The following is a 15,005-nucleotide window of genomic DNA, read 5'->3' as shown; positions in this document are numbered from 1 at the left end:
AAATTTTAAATGATAATTAATATTGACAAGTCAAGGGCATTTTTTTAAAATGAAAATGAGAATTGCATTCACTATTATTTTCCCTAATATAAAAGGAGGTATTAATGAAATACAAAAATACAAAAAGAGTAATAGGATTTATTTATTTAATCACATTAATAATTATGTTTTTAAATTTCAACGAAATAATCAAGTTGAATAGATTAATCGAAGGTTCTCTTATTTTTTTTAACATAATATTATGTATTATATACTATAACGTACTTAATAAAAACTAGAAATAATCATAAAAAACAGTGATGTAATTCTCTCTATAAATTAGAGTAAACTTTTACAAAAATAACAATACAAAAAATGCTACATACATTAGTATGTAGCATTTTTAAAATTTTTATTGGAATTTTTCGTCCAAGAATTTTATAATATCCATTGATTCATACATTGGTTTTCCATCAATGAAAAGACAAGGTACTTGGTCTTGTCCACCTTTTTCGATAAGGTATTTTTCGTTAGCTTCATCAGCTTTGATGTCTACTAATTCAACATCCTTAATTCCTTTTTTTTCTATAAATCTTAGAACTTTCTTGCAGAATGGGCAAGTTTCTTTGTAATACAATTTTAAATCCATAATAATCTCCTTTTCGTTAAATTCTTTGGTAAAATATATATACCCGAATGGAAAATATATAAACATGAACAAAAGGAGTTTTTATGACAACATATAAAATAGATGTGTACATTCCTGAAGATTACGTCGATTTGTTAATAAAAAAACTAGGTCAAGAAAAAATTATAACCATAGGAAATTACGATTATTGTTATACTACATCAAAAGTAAAAGGTCATTTCATGCCTAATAATTTGGCAAATAATTTTTCTGGCGAAAAAAATATTATCAACGAAGTTGACGAAATCAAATTAGAATTTCGCACGACAGAAAATAATATCAAAAAATGTATACAAATTATCGAAGATATTCACCCATATGAAGAATGCGTTTATGATATTTTCGAAATAAAAAATTTTAAATAATAAAAACCTTCTGCAGCTTGAATTTAAGCTACAGAAGGTTTTTTTAGAAAAATTTTAAACAAATAAATGCTGTTAAAACTGCTAATATAATTGTTAGTCCAACATTTTCTTTCAAATAAGCTATAATAATCGCTACGATTGAAGCTACAATTGTAGGAATTAACATTTCGCTTGAAGCTGTCAGAATTCCCCTTATAACCATAATACTTAATGATGTATACGGTATTATATTTAAAAATTCGGCGGTTTGTCTAGAAAGTTGTTTTCCTTTTAAATATTTAAGAGGTATTATCTTAGGAACAGCTGTAACTAAGCTACATAATAAAATTAAAATTATATTATACATTTTGACCTCTTTTCATAATTACTTTTAATCCTATGAATGATGATAATAAAATTGCTATAATAATATCCCATCCAGATGGTATAAATTTCAAATAAAAAATAATTGCATAAGTTAATACACCAATTAAACTAACCACCAAACCATTGGAACTTTTCTTAATAGATGGTACTACAAGTGCGATAAACATCGCAGTAAGTCCTACTTCTAATGATGTTTGGACTGATTTTGGCATTAATTGTCCTATCAAATATCCAACCGGCGTAAATATTCCCCAAGCCAAATAAGGTCCTAATTCTACGGCCAACGCAAATTCTGTGTTGAGCTTTTCTTTATTAAAACTCATTACAGAAAATGCTTCATCTGTCAACATAAATCCTATTACAGGAAGTGCTTTCGGATTTATTTTTTGTGTATGAATCCCCAAAGAAGTCGACATTATGAACAATCTCAAATTTAATAAAAATACCGACAACACGATGGAAAACATACCTACTCCAGCACCCAATAATTCAACTGCCATGAATTGTGCTGCTCCAGAATAGAAAACAAAAGAAAACAAAGTCGAATCCAACATGCTAATGTTTTGACCTTTGCACAACAAACCAAAAGCCATCGCTATAGGAATATATCCCAACATAATTGGAGACGAAAATTTGATTGCTTCTTTAATTCTATTTGAATCCATTAAATTTTCCTCCATTCCATTTTTATTACAAACATTTAAACGTAAGAAATCATAATCTACAAGAATTGCAGATTATGATTATTTTATTTCTCTTCTATCCAAAATAGCCTTGTACAAGCTCATTTCGTCATAATATTCCAAATTAGCTCCCAATGGTACTCCCATCGCAATTCTGGAAACTTTTACGTTATATTCTTCATTTTTAAGAACTTCTATTATGAAGTTAGTTGTCAAATCTCCGTTAGTTGTTGGTGATAACGCTAGGATAACTTCCTTTACATAATCTTTTTTGCATCTCAAAAACAAATTTTCCAAATTCAAATCCTGCGGAGCAATATTATCTCTTGGAGATAATAATCCTCCTAATACGTGATATTTCCCATTGTATTCGCCAGTTTTTTCAATTGATATTACATTCATTGAATCTTCAACTACAGTTATGACACTGTTATCTCTTTTTTGATCGGAACAAATATCACACAATTTTTTATCAGTAAGATTTCCACAATTAGCACACGGCCTAATATTAGTCTTCACATTTACAATACTTTCTACAAGCTCATCGACTTTCTTAGGATCCATATCTATAATTCTATAAGCTAATCTTTTCGCACTTTTTCTGCCAATAGTTGGCAAATTGGACAAGTTTTTAATCAATTCGTCCATTGCTTTAGGGTATAGTGACAAAATTATCCCCCCTTATTTAGAATCCTGGAATATTAATTCCTCCAGTGATTTTACCAAGTTCAGACTCACTCATGTCCAATACTTTTTTGATAGCGTCATTAACAGCTACCATAACCATATCTTGAAGCATTTCAACATCGCCATCTTTTACCAAATCTTCATCTATTTTAATAGAAACTATTTCTTTTTTTCCGTTTGCTACAACTTCAATAGCTCCGCCACCACTAGTTGCAGTAACTTCAGTTTCTTCTAATCTTTTTTGAGTTTCTTCCATTTGTCTTTGCATTTTTTGCATTTGTTTCATCATGTTACCCATGTTTCCCATACCAGGCATTCCGCCTCTAAATTTATTTCCCATAATTCCTCCTATTTTTCGATTATTTGGAAATTATTTCCAAACAAATTTTGTAATTTTTTAACATTTTCATTTGCTTTTTTCTCTGCTTCATCATCAATTTGTAAATCTAAAACCTTGAAATCGTAATGAGGTTTTAGTAATTGTTCGATAACTTTTTTGTGAGGAAGCAAAGTGTACATATACAACTGGTTAGTTTTCAAAATCAACTTATCATTATCCAAACTAGCTTTAATATCATTAGCTAATTCTTTTGGAATTTTGTCGAAGTCTCTTAAAACTTCTCTTAGTTTTACAAATGAATCCTCATTTTCGACAATTTCGTCTTCATCCGTGTCGTCGATTTTTTCATCAGTCTTTATTATATCATTTTTATTGGATAATTCATCTGATTTTTCTGCTTTTTCTGAAGATTTTTGTGAAATTTCTATGTTTTTATCGATTTTTTCATCAAATTCGACTAATTTTTGTGAAGAATTGATTTTTATCCCATTTTGTTCAATATTTTTGAGCTTATCTTCCAAAGTATTCACTCTGGCAATCAAATCATCGTAATCAATGTAATCTATTAGGCGCATTACCAAAATTTCAAGAAGAGCTTTTTGATTGTCTGCCTGTTTAAGTTTTTTCTGATGCTCTATTATAATCGACATACTTTCGACTATTTGCCTATTCGTAATCAATTCAGATTGCGCATTATACTCAACATTGTATTGAGTGTTGTTCTGTCTGATGTTGTCAAGGCCATTTTTTGATAGCAACAAGTTTCTAAAATGATTTAACAATTCATCCATAACATTTTCTACAGGCTTGTTGTGTGATATTGTATACAAATTATCCAAAACTTCTGTTGCATCTTTTTTTATGATACTATTTACAAGCTTGAAAATTCCTGTATTGTCAACAATACCAAGTATATCATTTATATCTTGTTTTGTTATATTTTCTTTTTCAATGCTTAATACTTGATCTAAAATAGATAAAGCATCTCTCATTGCACCATCAGCTTTGTTTGCAATAAGTTCAATCGCATCATCGTCCATTTTTCTGTTCAAATCATTCAGAATATATTTGATATTGTCTGAAATATCCTTAGCATTAATCATCTTGAACTCATAGCGTTGACATCTTGATAAAATTGTTTGAGGAATTTTATCAATTTCTGTCGTAGCTAGTATAAACACCAAATGTTTTGGTGGCTCTTCCATGATTTTAAGTAAAGCGTTAAATCCTTCATTAGTAATCATGTGTGCTTCGTCTATAATATAAACTTTGTACTTTAATTTTGTAGGTGGATAAATTACTTTATCTCGCAGTTCTCTAATATCGTCAATTCTTCTGTTACTAGCAGCATCCATTTCTACGATATCTAATGTGGATTCTTCCAAAGAACTCATACAATTCTCACATTTATTGCAAGGATTTCCATCTTGTAAATCCAAACAGTTGATAGCTCTTGCAAAGATTTTCGCACAACTAGTTTTACCTGTTCCTCTTGAACCAGAAAAAATATACGCGTGAGAAATATTTTTCGTTTCGATTTGATTTTTTAAAATATCAGTTATATGTTTTTGACCGTAAACTTTATCAAAAGTATCTGGTCTATATTTTCTGTAAATAGCTTGCATAAATACCTCGTTTCATTTTTCAAACTACGAGTAACTTTTTGAAATTTTTCATTCAAAAATATCCTAAATCTTTTAATATTATATCATATTTGATATTTCTTGAATTCATAGTAAAATAGTATTAGAAATTTTATTTTTAAAATTTTTGAAGGGGGATTTAATGATGAAAAATATTGACCCATTTTTATTGACAATGTTAGGGTTAATAGTTCCTGGTCTTCTAACCGGAGTAGGAGCAATCCCTGTTTTTTTCACAAGAAATGTAAGTCAAGGTAAGTTAGATGTATTTTTAGGGGCAGCTGCAGGCGTCATGCTTTCTGCAACTTGTTTTTCTCTGATTTTACCTAGTATTGAAGAAAACGGTGGAGGCTTTAGAGGGGTTATAATCTCTTCACTAGGAATTTTAGCGGGAGCTGTGTTTTTGGATATAATCGACAAATACTCTCCGCATGAGCATTTATTAGACAAAAGAGTTGAAGGAAATCCTTCAGATTCTTTGAAAAAAATATGGTTGTTTGTAATTGCGATTACAATTCACAATTTCCCAGAAGGTATGGCAACTGGAGTTGGCTTTGGTGGAGATTCAATAGCAAATGGTCTTCCAATCGCAATAGGAATTGGTCTACAAAATATGCCTGAAGGTTTGGCTGTTGCTTTGTCTTTGGTTAGAGAAAATTACACAGTCAAAAAAGCATTCTTAATTGCATTATTTACAGGATTAGTAGAACCAATCGGTGCGTTTTTGGGTTACGGACTTGTTACTTGGTTCTCGCCTATTTTGGGATTTATTTTGGCTTTTGCCGGAGGCGCAATGCTTTTTGTAATTAGCGACGAAATCATTCCTGAAACTCACAGCAACGGATATGAACGCCAAGCAACTTACGGAATTGTAATTGGATTTATTATAATGATGATTTTGGATGTTGCTCTTGGCTAAATAAAAAAGCGGCTACTAGTTAAAGTAGTCGCTAATTTTTTTTATTATAACGCTTGAATAGCTGCCATAGTTACATAGTTGTATGGTTGGTTGTAATGTGGCAAGAAGAATATATCAGTTAGAGCTAGTTTGTCGATTGTAACGTGTTCTTGAATTGCCAAGCTGAACATGTGAATCATCATTGAAATATCATATTCACTCATTATTTGACATCCTTTGATTTCGCGTGAATTTTTGTCGTAAACAATTCTGATAGTAACTTCTTTGTTATTTTCTTCCATAAATGGTGGCTTTTGTAAATCTGTGAAATCAGTGTATTCAACTTCCATTCCCAATTTTTCAGCATTTCTAACTGTCAAACCTGTTGATACCATGCACAAATTGTAAATCTTAATTCCGTTTGAACCTTGCACACCGTTTGATTCTAATTTTGTTCCACAAACATTGTGACCAGCTACTATACCACTTCTTACAGCGTTTGTAGCTAATGCAACGTATTCAAATTTTCCTGTTGCGTTGTTGAAAATAACTGTTGAATCTCCAACTGCAAATACATTTTCATCAGAAGTTTGTTGATGTTTGTCAGTGATTATTGCTTTTTTATCGTTTAATTTCAAATGATCTTGTGCAAGTGAACTGTTTGGTTTGAATCCTATAGACATTATTACCATGTCACAATCATATTCACCTTTATCAGTTATAACCTTATTTACTTTTCCATCAGTTCCTTCTAATTTTACAACTTCTTCATTAAATACTAAATTTACACCGTGATCTCTTAGGTTATCTTCCATTTTTTTGCAGAATTTATCATCGTAATAGCCTCTTAACACTGTATCACCATGTTCAATTAATGTAGATTCTTTTCCTAATCTCTTGAAAGCTTCTGCAAGTTCTGTTCCTATGTAGCCAGCTCCTACTACTACAACTTTTTTGATTTCTTCGTGATTTATCTTGTCGATGACTGATTGTGCATCTTGGAAAATTTTAACTTTTTGAACATTTTCCAAATCCATTCCTTCTATGTCTGGTAAAATTGGTTGAGATCCTGTAGCTAATACCAATTTGTCGTAAGATTCTTGAATTTCTTTTCCGTCTTTGTCCTTTGCATAAACAATTTTTTTGTCGTAGTCAATGTTGTCTACTTTTGTTTCCATGTGAACCGTAGCACCTTTTTGTTCGAAAACTTCTTTGCTACAATAAAATAATTTTTCTGGACCTTTAATTTGTTTTCCAATCCACAATGCCATTCCACAACCTAAGAAAGAAATGTTGGAGTTTTGATCAAAAATTACTAATTCTTCATCTTTGTAATTATCCAATATTGTGTTCGCACAAGCTGTACCTGCATGGTTAGCTCCAATTAAAACTATTTTACTCATTATGTTTCCTCCTTTTTTTATTTCCTACTAATGTTGTAGGATTAATAAGTAAAAAAATATTTGTTTGTTATTTAACAAATCTTTACGTTTATAATTATATCAAATTTGTAATCATTTTTCAATAGGCAAACTATTTCTTTTTTTCAAAGTTCATATATAATAGTATTATGGAGGTAGAAAATTGAACAATTTAAAATACTTGAAATTACTTGCAAAAGAATTTCCTACGATTGAACAAGCCGCTAACAAAATAATAAGTTTGACTTCTTTGTCTGTGTTGCCAAAAGGTACAGAGTACTTTTTATCTGATTTACATGGACAATACGATAGTTTCAATAGAATCATTAAAAGTGCTTCTGGTAATACCAGAATTAAAATTGACCTTGAATTCAAAGACAAATTATCTGAATCAAGAAAAAATCAATTGGCCAATTTAATTTACGATCCTAAAACAATTATCAATATTACAAAGGAAAACGATGAATATACAGAAACATGGATTAGAGATACTATTTTTTATCTGATAAGAATAGCAAAAAGAGTTGCCAGTAAATATTCCCGACAAAAAGTCAGAAATCAAACTCCTTTTTACTACAGAGATTTGATAGATGAAATGCTTAACATTCAATACGAATCTTTGAATAAGAAAGAATATTTTAATCAACTTTTAGATAGCATCATAAAAATAGAAGTTAGTGAAGATTTTATAATAACTTTGTGTGAATTAATTCAAGATTTGAACATTGACTGGCTACACATCGTCGGGGATATTTTTGATAGAGGAAAAAGACCTGACATTATTATGGATACCCTTATCGCTAAAAAAGATGTGGATATTCAATACGGTAACCACGATGTTACATGGATTGGAGCTTATCTTGGTAGTTATGTGAATGCGTGTAACGTAGTTAGAAATGCAATAAGTTACAATAATTTCCAATCTTTGGAAGATGGTTACGGAATTAATTTGAGATTATTGTCGACATTGGCAGATGAATCATATTACGATGATCCATGTGAAAGATTCAAAGTTAGAATCTTAGATGATAACAAACACTCAGAAACTGATTTGCTTCACGCAGCAAGAATGCACAAGGCTATTTCTATAATTCAATTCAAATTAGAAAACCAACTTTTTAAGAGAAATCCAGAATTTGAACAATTAGACAGATTATATCTTGAAAGAATTGATTTTAAAAATGGAATTTACAAGGATGCAAATGGCAAGCCTCATGCGCTTTTGGATATTAAATTTCCTACAATTGATCCTGAAAATCCTCTTGAATTAACACCAAGTGAACAAGAAGTTATCGAATGCATTTCAAAATCATTCAGAACAAGTCACAGATTAAAAGAGCACATGGATTTTTTGTTCTCGTACGGTTCAGTGTACAAAATCGCAAACAGCAATTTGCTTTTCCATGGATGTATCCCTATGAATAAGGACGGCAGTTTCGAAGAATTCACATATCAATCCAATACCTACAGTGGCAAATCTCTTTTGGATTTCTTCGAAGGAATTATAAATTCAGCTAAAAACATGGATGATAATGACCCAGACAGACAAACAGCATTGGACTTTTTCTGGTATATGTGGTGTGGCCCAAAATCTCCTATGTTTGGAAAAAGTAAAATATCAACATTTGAAAACTTCTTCATTACTGACAAAGATGTTAGAAAAGAAGTAAGTAATCCTTATTTTAGTTTAAGTAAGATTGAAAAATACGCAGACAAAATATTTGAAGAATTCAATATGAATCCCGAAACTTCTCACATAATTAATGGACACGTTCCTGTTAAAAGCATCAACGGAGAAAAACCAGTATCAGCTAATGGAAAAACTTATGTAATAGATGGCGGAATTTCAGAAGCTTACCAAAAGAAAACAGGTATTGCCGGCTATACGTTGACATTTAACTCGCATCACTTAGCAATAGCAAAACACAAGAATTTCAAAGTTATGGAATCAGTTCACGGCGCATACACTCCAGAAGTTACAATAACAGAAGAATTTCCAAAAAGAATGCTCATAAAAGATACAGACGAAGGAGAAGAAATCCTAGAACTTATCGAAGATTTGGAAAGTTTAATTGAAGCGTACAGAAGCGGTACAATTCAGCAAAATTCAAACTAATACCAATTGAAAAAACTAATCTTGGAAAATCCAAGATTAGTTTTTCTTATAATACACCGAATTTATTAAATGGAAAATATCTCAAAAAAGCTCTACCAACTATCGCCTTTTTCTTTATCGGTCCGAATATTCTGCTATCATTTGATTCTCGTGGGAGTCTGTTATCCCCCAATACAAAATACTCATCTTCTCCTAATTCCCATTTTGTTTCATTTCCTGAAACAAGAGTCGTTTGACTACTTGTATAATTTTCATTCAATTGTTCATTATTAACATATACTTTATTGTTTTTTAATTCAACAGTATCGCCGGGTAATGCTACAATTCTTTTGATGTAGTCACGACCAGATTTATCCGGTGCGTGAAGTTCTATAATATTACCTCGTTTTAATTTGTTCTTAAAAATCCCCATTCTGTTGACGAAAATTCGATCTCCATTCTCAATTGTAGGATTCATGCTATTTCCTTCAACATGAGTTGTACTAATTACAAAATTTCTAAGCAATAATGCCAACACAATGGCAATTCCTATTACAAATAACCACTCAAAAAAAGATTTTGCTTTTTCTGTCATATTTACAATTCCCTTTCTAATATTTACTAATTTGATTATAATACTAATCAGTAAATGTGTAAAGGTTGCTAATTTATTATCGTAATATAAAATTATTTGTAAAAATTATGAATTAAAAACTTCTCTGTCTAATTCTCCCTCGCTTGCCGCAACTATAACTGCTGAAGAACCTGCTGCGGTAACATTTGTAGCAGTTCTACCCATATCTGCAAGCATTGATATAGGGCTCATCAATACAACCATTTCAACAGGAAGACCCATTGCTGCGAATACTGCTGTAGTAGTAATTGTTGCAGTTCCTGGAACTCCAACTGTACCCAATGATACTGCCAACGCTACTAATATTAGCATTACGTATTGTCCGAATGAGTAGTGAATTCCCATAACATTAATTGTCAAAATCGCAGATAACACAGGCCAAAATCCTGCACAACCTGGCATACCAACAGTTGAACCGGTTGATGCAACAAATGTTGCTATCTTTTCAGAAACACCTAATTTATCTTTTAAGTTATCAGTATTCGCTGGAATACATCCTACAGAAGATTGTGTAGAGAATGCAATCAATTGAACTGGCCAGAATTTTTTGAAAAATTTGATAGGATTTACTTTTGCAAAAATCGCTAAAAGTGCACCAGTTGTTATATATGAGTGAAAAATTGATGCAACATAAGTCAATATCAGCACAACAATCAAAGGCATCATGCTAGCCATATCTGTCCTACTAACAGCGTTCGCCATCAAAGCTAATACAGCATATGGAGTGAAGTCTATAATCATTCCTGTAAATCTAAAAATTACTGCTGCAGCTGAGTCGATAAAACCTAAAAATGGTTTTGCCCTTTCTCCTTCTCCTCTTTCTTCTAATTGCAATATAGCTAATCCCAAAAGAACCGAGAAAATAATTATAGGAACTACTTTTGCTTCTGCTGCATTTCCTATTACGTTGTTTGGAAAGAAATTCACAAAAGTTTCTGCAAAAGTTGGAACTTCCTTAGCTTTAGCATCCGCTGCTACAGTCAATGAACTTCCTTGTCCAATTTTAAATGCAACCCCTAAAATCAAACCTATAAGTGAACCTAAAACATTGTGTAAACTTAAAATTCCAATTGTTTTTGATCCGATTTTTTTCATTTTTTCTATACTTTCCAAAGAAACTACAGTACTAACAATTGATGTGAATAATAATGGAATTACTATTGCAAATAATAAATTAGCATAAATAGATCCAAATACTTTTACATATTCTGTGTTTCCTTTGAAAATAAATCCTACTATAATACCTAGAATTGCAGCTACAATTGTTCTTGTACCAAAATTCATTTTCTTCTTAGCCATGAACATCAATAAAGCAAACAATACTAAAGTAACTGCTAATGCTACAAATTTCATCTAAACACCCCTTTTTTATTTTATAGTTATATATTATAGTATATTGAGCACAATTTTCAAATTTAAATTTAACTTTTGTAAATTTTATTTAATTCACTATGGACATTATTCAGCAATTTTGATTTTTTTTACTAATTTTTTTCGAAACAATTTTTATATCAGAAAATACATTTCCCTAATAATACTAATGAAAATCGTTTGATATTTTGTGAAAATATTATTAAATTTTTATTATCGAATTATATATATAACTTATTTAATTTTTGTAACATTTTCTCGCAAAAAAATCAGAGGCTATTAACCTCTGACCTAAATTCTATTCATACATTTTTAATAAAACATCTTCAGCTTTTATTGGAAGAGTATCAAAGGTGCAACCAAGTGCATTTAATATCGCTCCATTAATCGCTGGTGCAGGTGTGTTTGAAACTATTTCTCCAATTGATTTTGCTCCGAATGGACCTGTCGGCTCATAACTTTCACAAAAATCAACATGGATATTTCCGATGTCTTTTCTTGAAGGCAAATTATACGAAATAAATGAATGTTCTTTTAATCTTCCTTCATCATCCCACAACGAGTCTTCGTACAATGCATATCCTATCGATTGACCAATTCCGCCTTCGACTTGAACTGTAGCCAATTTAGTATTCATAACAGTTCCGCAATCGACAACTGCTGCATAATCTTCTACTTTGATTTCTCCTGTTAATTTGTCGATACTTATTTTTGCAAATCCAGCCATATATGGAGGAGGAGATGTTTTCGAATCGAAATTTCCTACTCCGATTAATTGCATACCATTTGGACCAGTTGACAAATCTCTCGCCAAATCTTTAATTGCAATTAATTTCTTATTTTGCAAATAAACTGCTTGATCTCTGATTTCTAACCATTCAACAGATGTTTCAAATCTCATTGCAACACGTTTTTTGATTTTGTTTAACAAATTTTCGCAAGCACGAACAACTGCTCCACCAGTTATATACACACCACTTGATGCATAACTTCCTGGATCAAATGGAGTTATATCAGTGTCTGCAATTATTGGAATGATATTGTCCATTCCACATTGCAACACTTCATTTGCCAAATTTACCATGATTGAATCAGTTCCTTGTCCAACATCTGTAGGACTCATCAACAATGTATAATCACCTTGTTCATTTAATCTAACTTCAACTGTTGAAGTATCAACGTTTTGAATTCCACTTCCTTGTTGTGCAATAGCCATTCCAACTGAAATTATTTTGTCTTTTTCTTCTTTGAAAGGATAATATTTATCCCATTCAATCATTTCTCTTGCCTTTTCAATGCATTCATTTAATTTGCAACTTTTGACATCTATTCCGTAAGCCAGAGTTTTTTCTCCCTCACGAACAGTGTTTTTAAGTCTTAGTTCAACTGGATCCATGTTTAATTCTTTTGCTAATTTATTTACCATAGATTCTAATGCAAATGTACCTTGAACTGCACCATAACCACGAAATGCTCCACCAGGAAGTTTATTCGTGTATACAACTTGTCCGAAAAATCTAGCAGCCCTCATTCTACTGTACAATGGAAGTGTTTTGTTTCCAACCAAGTTCAAAGTGGTAAATGCGTGATACCCATAAGCGCCTTGATCGGATAACGCATAAATGTCACACGCTTCAATCGTACCGTCTTTTTTGGCACCTATTTTAACTTTCACTTTCATTTGGTGACGTGAGTTTGAAGCTTCAAAAGTTTCTTCTCTGTCAAATACAAGTATCGATGGTTTTCCTGTTTTTAAAGTTACAAATCCTGGATAAATTTCTGTGACACTTGTTTGTTTTCCACCGAATCCCCCGCCTACTCTTGGTTTTATAATTCTTATTCTTGAATCACTTATTCCCAAAGCAACGGATAATTGTCTTTTGATGTGAAATGGAACTTGTGTAGATGAAATGCAACACAATCTATCGAATTGATCCATGTAGCAATACGATCTGTAAGTTTCCATCATACAATGCGCTTGTGCCTTTGTTGTAAAAGTATCCTCCAATACGACATCACATTCACTCATTACCTTGTCGACATCTTCGCCCCAAGATTCTTTCTTTTCACCAACTAGATTTCTTTTTGTATCGTAACCAAAAACTTTCGTTGGCCCATTAAAAAATACATCTTCTTCATGTACAACAATTTCGTTGTCGATAGCTTTTGTGTAATCAAGTAATGGTTCTTTAACATCGTACTTGATTTTAATTCTCTTCATAGCCTGATTACACACTTTTTCGTTAACTCCAACTACGATTGCTACAGGCTCTCTCATATATCTAATTTCTTTTGACAAAATCGACATATCATAAGGGCTAGGTTCTGGATAAGATTGTCCTGCCAAAGTGAATTTATTGTCGAAAACATCTTCATAAGTGTACACTGCCACAATTCCATCCATCGCTTCTGCTCTTGATTTGTCTATTTCTAATATTTCGCATCTTGCATACGGACTTCTCATCAGCTTAATTATCAGCGCATTAGGATCTTTCAAATCCTCTGTATAGACAGGTTTTCCAGTAACTAATGAGCTTGAATCTATTTTTTTGAAATCTTTATTTATCTTCATCATCAATCTCCAAATATTTCTTAATAGCTCTCATTTGAGAAGCATAACCTGTACATCTGCATAAATTACCCATCAAATAATCTTCGATTTCTTCATCTGTAGGATTTTTGATAGTTTTCTTCAAACTCAAAACATTCATAATGAACCCCGGTGAACAAAAACCGCATTGTTCCCCACCTTCTTCAGTCAAAAGTTCTCCGAATTTTCTTTGGCTATCAGATATTCCTTCCAAAGTTGTAATCTTTTTTCCTTCACATCTTAATGCCAAAACAGAACAAGAAAGTACTGGAACATCGTCCATCCACACAGTACAAAGACCACAATTTGATGTTGTACAACCACACTTCACCGATTTATAACCCAAATCGCGAAGCACATTGTATAAAGTAGTATCGCTATCAACACTAGCTATATGGTTTTTATTATTAACATTTAATTCTATAATCATTGCAATTCACCTAACGCTTTTTCCAATAATCCAACAAATAAAAGTTTTCTGTATTTTTTCTTCGCTTTATTATTTGACCCTATATACTCATCAATTAATTCCAATGTCTTTTCCCTATCAAAACCATTAGCATTAATCTCATCAGAAACATCTTTCATAATCATTGCTTTTTGAGGTCTCGCTCCAAATACCACCTTGTATTTATCATCGATTTTAGAAATACTTACAATAGCAATTGGAAAATCCTTACAGCAAAGTCTTTGAACAATTTGAGTGCAGTGGACATCTTTGTTAGGAATCATGACTTCAACTAATAAGTCCTTCTTTATATCAGAATTCAAAAATTCTTCAACACTCATTACACCATTATTGTACAATCTAACCTTAGCATCTAGTAATAATAAAATAGGCAAAAAATCAGAAAATGCATATCTTGAAAACACACTTGCTCCAACTTGGGCAGTGTTTCTTAGTTGAGTTGACACAATTCTTTTCAAAGATTTAGGAATAATTCCATCACAAAATTTTTTTAAGAAATCATTGTATTCCAAATCTCTGTATGTAGTAGTTGCTCCGATTTTTATTTCATCGTCTTCAACATTTATGTAATTTAAATCCAATTTTGACAAATCAATCCCAACATTGTAAGAACGACAGCCTGCTTTAAGAAAATGACATCCACCCAAAATTTTATTCATTTTTGATTTCATCAATAACTCATAAGCTTCATCCAATGTTTCTGGACTTTTGAAATCTCTTAATGTAAACATAACCACTCCTTAATTTTAATCAGTCTATATTATATCACAAAAATA

15 protein-coding genes are annotated in these 15,005 nt (G+C 31.5%); 3 read left to right on the top strand and 12 right to left on the bottom strand.

Annotated features, from left to right (window positions below):
- Positions 1 to 391 precede the first annotated feature (391 nt).
- Complete coding sequence (locus GKG00_RS07130; protein ID WP_035109230.1) at positions 392 to 628, bottom strand: glutathione S-transferase N-terminal domain-containing protein; 237 nt, start codon at positions 626 to 628, stop codon at positions 392 to 394.
- Positions 629 to 711: 83 nt separating this feature from the next.
- Here GKG00_RS07130 and GKG00_RS07125 point away from each other — a divergent pair, with 83 nt between their 5' ends.
- Complete coding sequence (locus GKG00_RS07125) at positions 712 to 1,032, top strand: hypothetical protein (protein WP_154254889.1); 321 nt, start codon at positions 712 to 714, stop codon at positions 1,030 to 1,032.
- A 43-nt stretch (positions 1,033 to 1,075) separates the two neighbouring features.
- On the opposite strand, the gene GKG00_RS07120 is transcribed toward GKG00_RS07125, so the two are convergent.
- The 5 genes from GKG00_RS07120 to dnaX form a co-directional block, all read right to left on the bottom strand.
- Positions 1,076 to 1,378 carry an AzlD domain-containing protein gene (locus tag GKG00_RS07120; RefSeq protein WP_154254888.1) on the bottom strand — a complete coding sequence of 101 codons (303 nt, stop codon included), beginning with the start codon at positions 1,376 to 1,378 and terminating at the stop codon, positions 1,076 to 1,078.
- On the bottom strand, positions 1,371 to 2,063 hold the full coding sequence (locus GKG00_RS07115; protein WP_154254887.1) for an AzlC family ABC transporter permease: 693 nt from the start codon (positions 2,061 to 2,063) through the stop codon (positions 1,371 to 1,373). Before GKG00_RS07115 ends, GKG00_RS07120 begins: the two co-directional genes overlap by 8 nt.
- 78 nt (positions 2,064 to 2,141) lie before the next feature.
- A complete protein-coding gene (recR, locus tag GKG00_RS07110; RefSeq protein ID WP_094205457.1) occupies positions 2,142 to 2,750 on the bottom strand; it encodes a recombination mediator RecR in 609 nt (202 codons plus the stop codon).
- Positions 2,751 to 2,766: 16 nt separating this feature from the next.
- A complete protein-coding gene (locus tag GKG00_RS07105) occupies positions 2,767 to 3,108 on the bottom strand; it encodes a YbaB/EbfC family nucleoid-associated protein (RefSeq protein WP_002838638.1) in 342 nt (113 codons plus the stop codon).
- Positions 3,109 to 3,116: 8 nt separating this feature from the next.
- On the bottom strand, positions 3,117 to 4,733 hold the full coding sequence (dnaX, locus tag GKG00_RS07100; protein ID WP_154254886.1) for a DNA polymerase III subunit gamma/tau: 1,617 nt from the start codon (positions 4,731 to 4,733) through the stop codon (positions 3,117 to 3,119).
- A 160-nt stretch (positions 4,734 to 4,893) separates the two neighbouring features.
- On the opposite strand from dnaX, the gene GKG00_RS07095 reads away from it, so the two are divergent.
- Positions 4,894 to 5,670, top strand: coding sequence for a ZIP family metal transporter (locus GKG00_RS07095; RefSeq protein ID WP_094205455.1), 777 nt, complete (start codon positions 4,894 to 4,896; stop codon positions 5,668 to 5,670).
- 44 nt (positions 5,671 to 5,714) lie between these two features.
- Here GKG00_RS07095 and GKG00_RS07090 read toward each other — a convergent pair whose 3' ends face one another.
- A complete protein-coding gene (locus GKG00_RS07090) occupies positions 5,715 to 7,052 on the bottom strand; it encodes an FAD-dependent oxidoreductase (protein WP_154254885.1) in 1,338 nt (445 codons plus the stop codon).
- 181 nt (positions 7,053 to 7,233) lie between these two features.
- Here GKG00_RS07090 and GKG00_RS07085 point away from each other — a divergent pair, with 181 nt between their 5' ends.
- Positions 7,234 to 9,186 carry a fructose-1,6-bisphosphatase gene (locus GKG00_RS07085; RefSeq protein ID WP_154254884.1) on the top strand — a complete coding sequence of 651 codons (1,953 nt, stop codon included), beginning with the start codon at positions 7,234 to 7,236 and terminating at the stop codon, positions 9,184 to 9,186.
- 46 nt (positions 9,187 to 9,232) lie between these two features.
- On the opposite strand, the gene lepB is transcribed toward GKG00_RS07085, so the two are convergent.
- The 5 genes from lepB to GKG00_RS07060 all read right to left on the bottom strand — a co-directional run bounded on the left by lepB (position 9,233) and on the right by GKG00_RS07060 (position 14,960).
- Positions 9,233 to 9,760, bottom strand: a complete 528-nt coding sequence (gene lepB / locus GKG00_RS07080) for a signal peptidase I (protein WP_002835354.1) — start codon at positions 9,758 to 9,760, stop codon at positions 9,233 to 9,235.
- A 105-nt stretch (positions 9,761 to 9,865) separates the two neighbouring features.
- Positions 9,866 to 11,152 carry a dicarboxylate/amino acid:cation symporter gene (locus tag GKG00_RS07075; RefSeq protein WP_154254883.1) on the bottom strand — a complete coding sequence of 429 codons (1,287 nt, stop codon included), beginning with the start codon at positions 11,150 to 11,152 and terminating at the stop codon, positions 9,866 to 9,868.
- A 316-nt stretch (positions 11,153 to 11,468) separates the two neighbouring features.
- On the bottom strand, positions 11,469 to 13,742 hold the full coding sequence (locus tag GKG00_RS07070; RefSeq protein WP_241673673.1) for a molybdopterin cofactor-binding domain-containing protein: 2,274 nt from the start codon (positions 13,740 to 13,742) through the stop codon (positions 11,469 to 11,471).
- Positions 13,729 to 14,190, bottom strand: coding sequence for a 2Fe-2S iron-sulfur cluster-binding protein (locus tag GKG00_RS07065; RefSeq protein WP_102164385.1), 462 nt, complete (start codon positions 14,188 to 14,190; stop codon positions 13,729 to 13,731). The genes GKG00_RS07070 and GKG00_RS07065 overlap by 14 nt, the downstream gene beginning before the upstream one ends.
- A complete protein-coding gene (locus GKG00_RS07060; protein WP_102164384.1) occupies positions 14,187 to 14,960 on the bottom strand; it encodes an FAD binding domain-containing protein in 774 nt (257 codons plus the stop codon). Before GKG00_RS07060 ends, GKG00_RS07065 begins: the two co-directional genes overlap by 4 nt.
- Positions 14,961 to 15,005 lie beyond the last annotated feature (45 nt).

It is taken from the genome of Finegoldia sp. BIOML-A1, assembly GCF_009678325.1.
GTDB classification, from domain to species: domain Bacteria; phylum Bacillota; class Clostridia; order Tissierellales; family Peptoniphilaceae; genus Finegoldia; species Finegoldia magna.
This window is presented reverse-complemented; position numbering and strand designations above follow the sequence as displayed.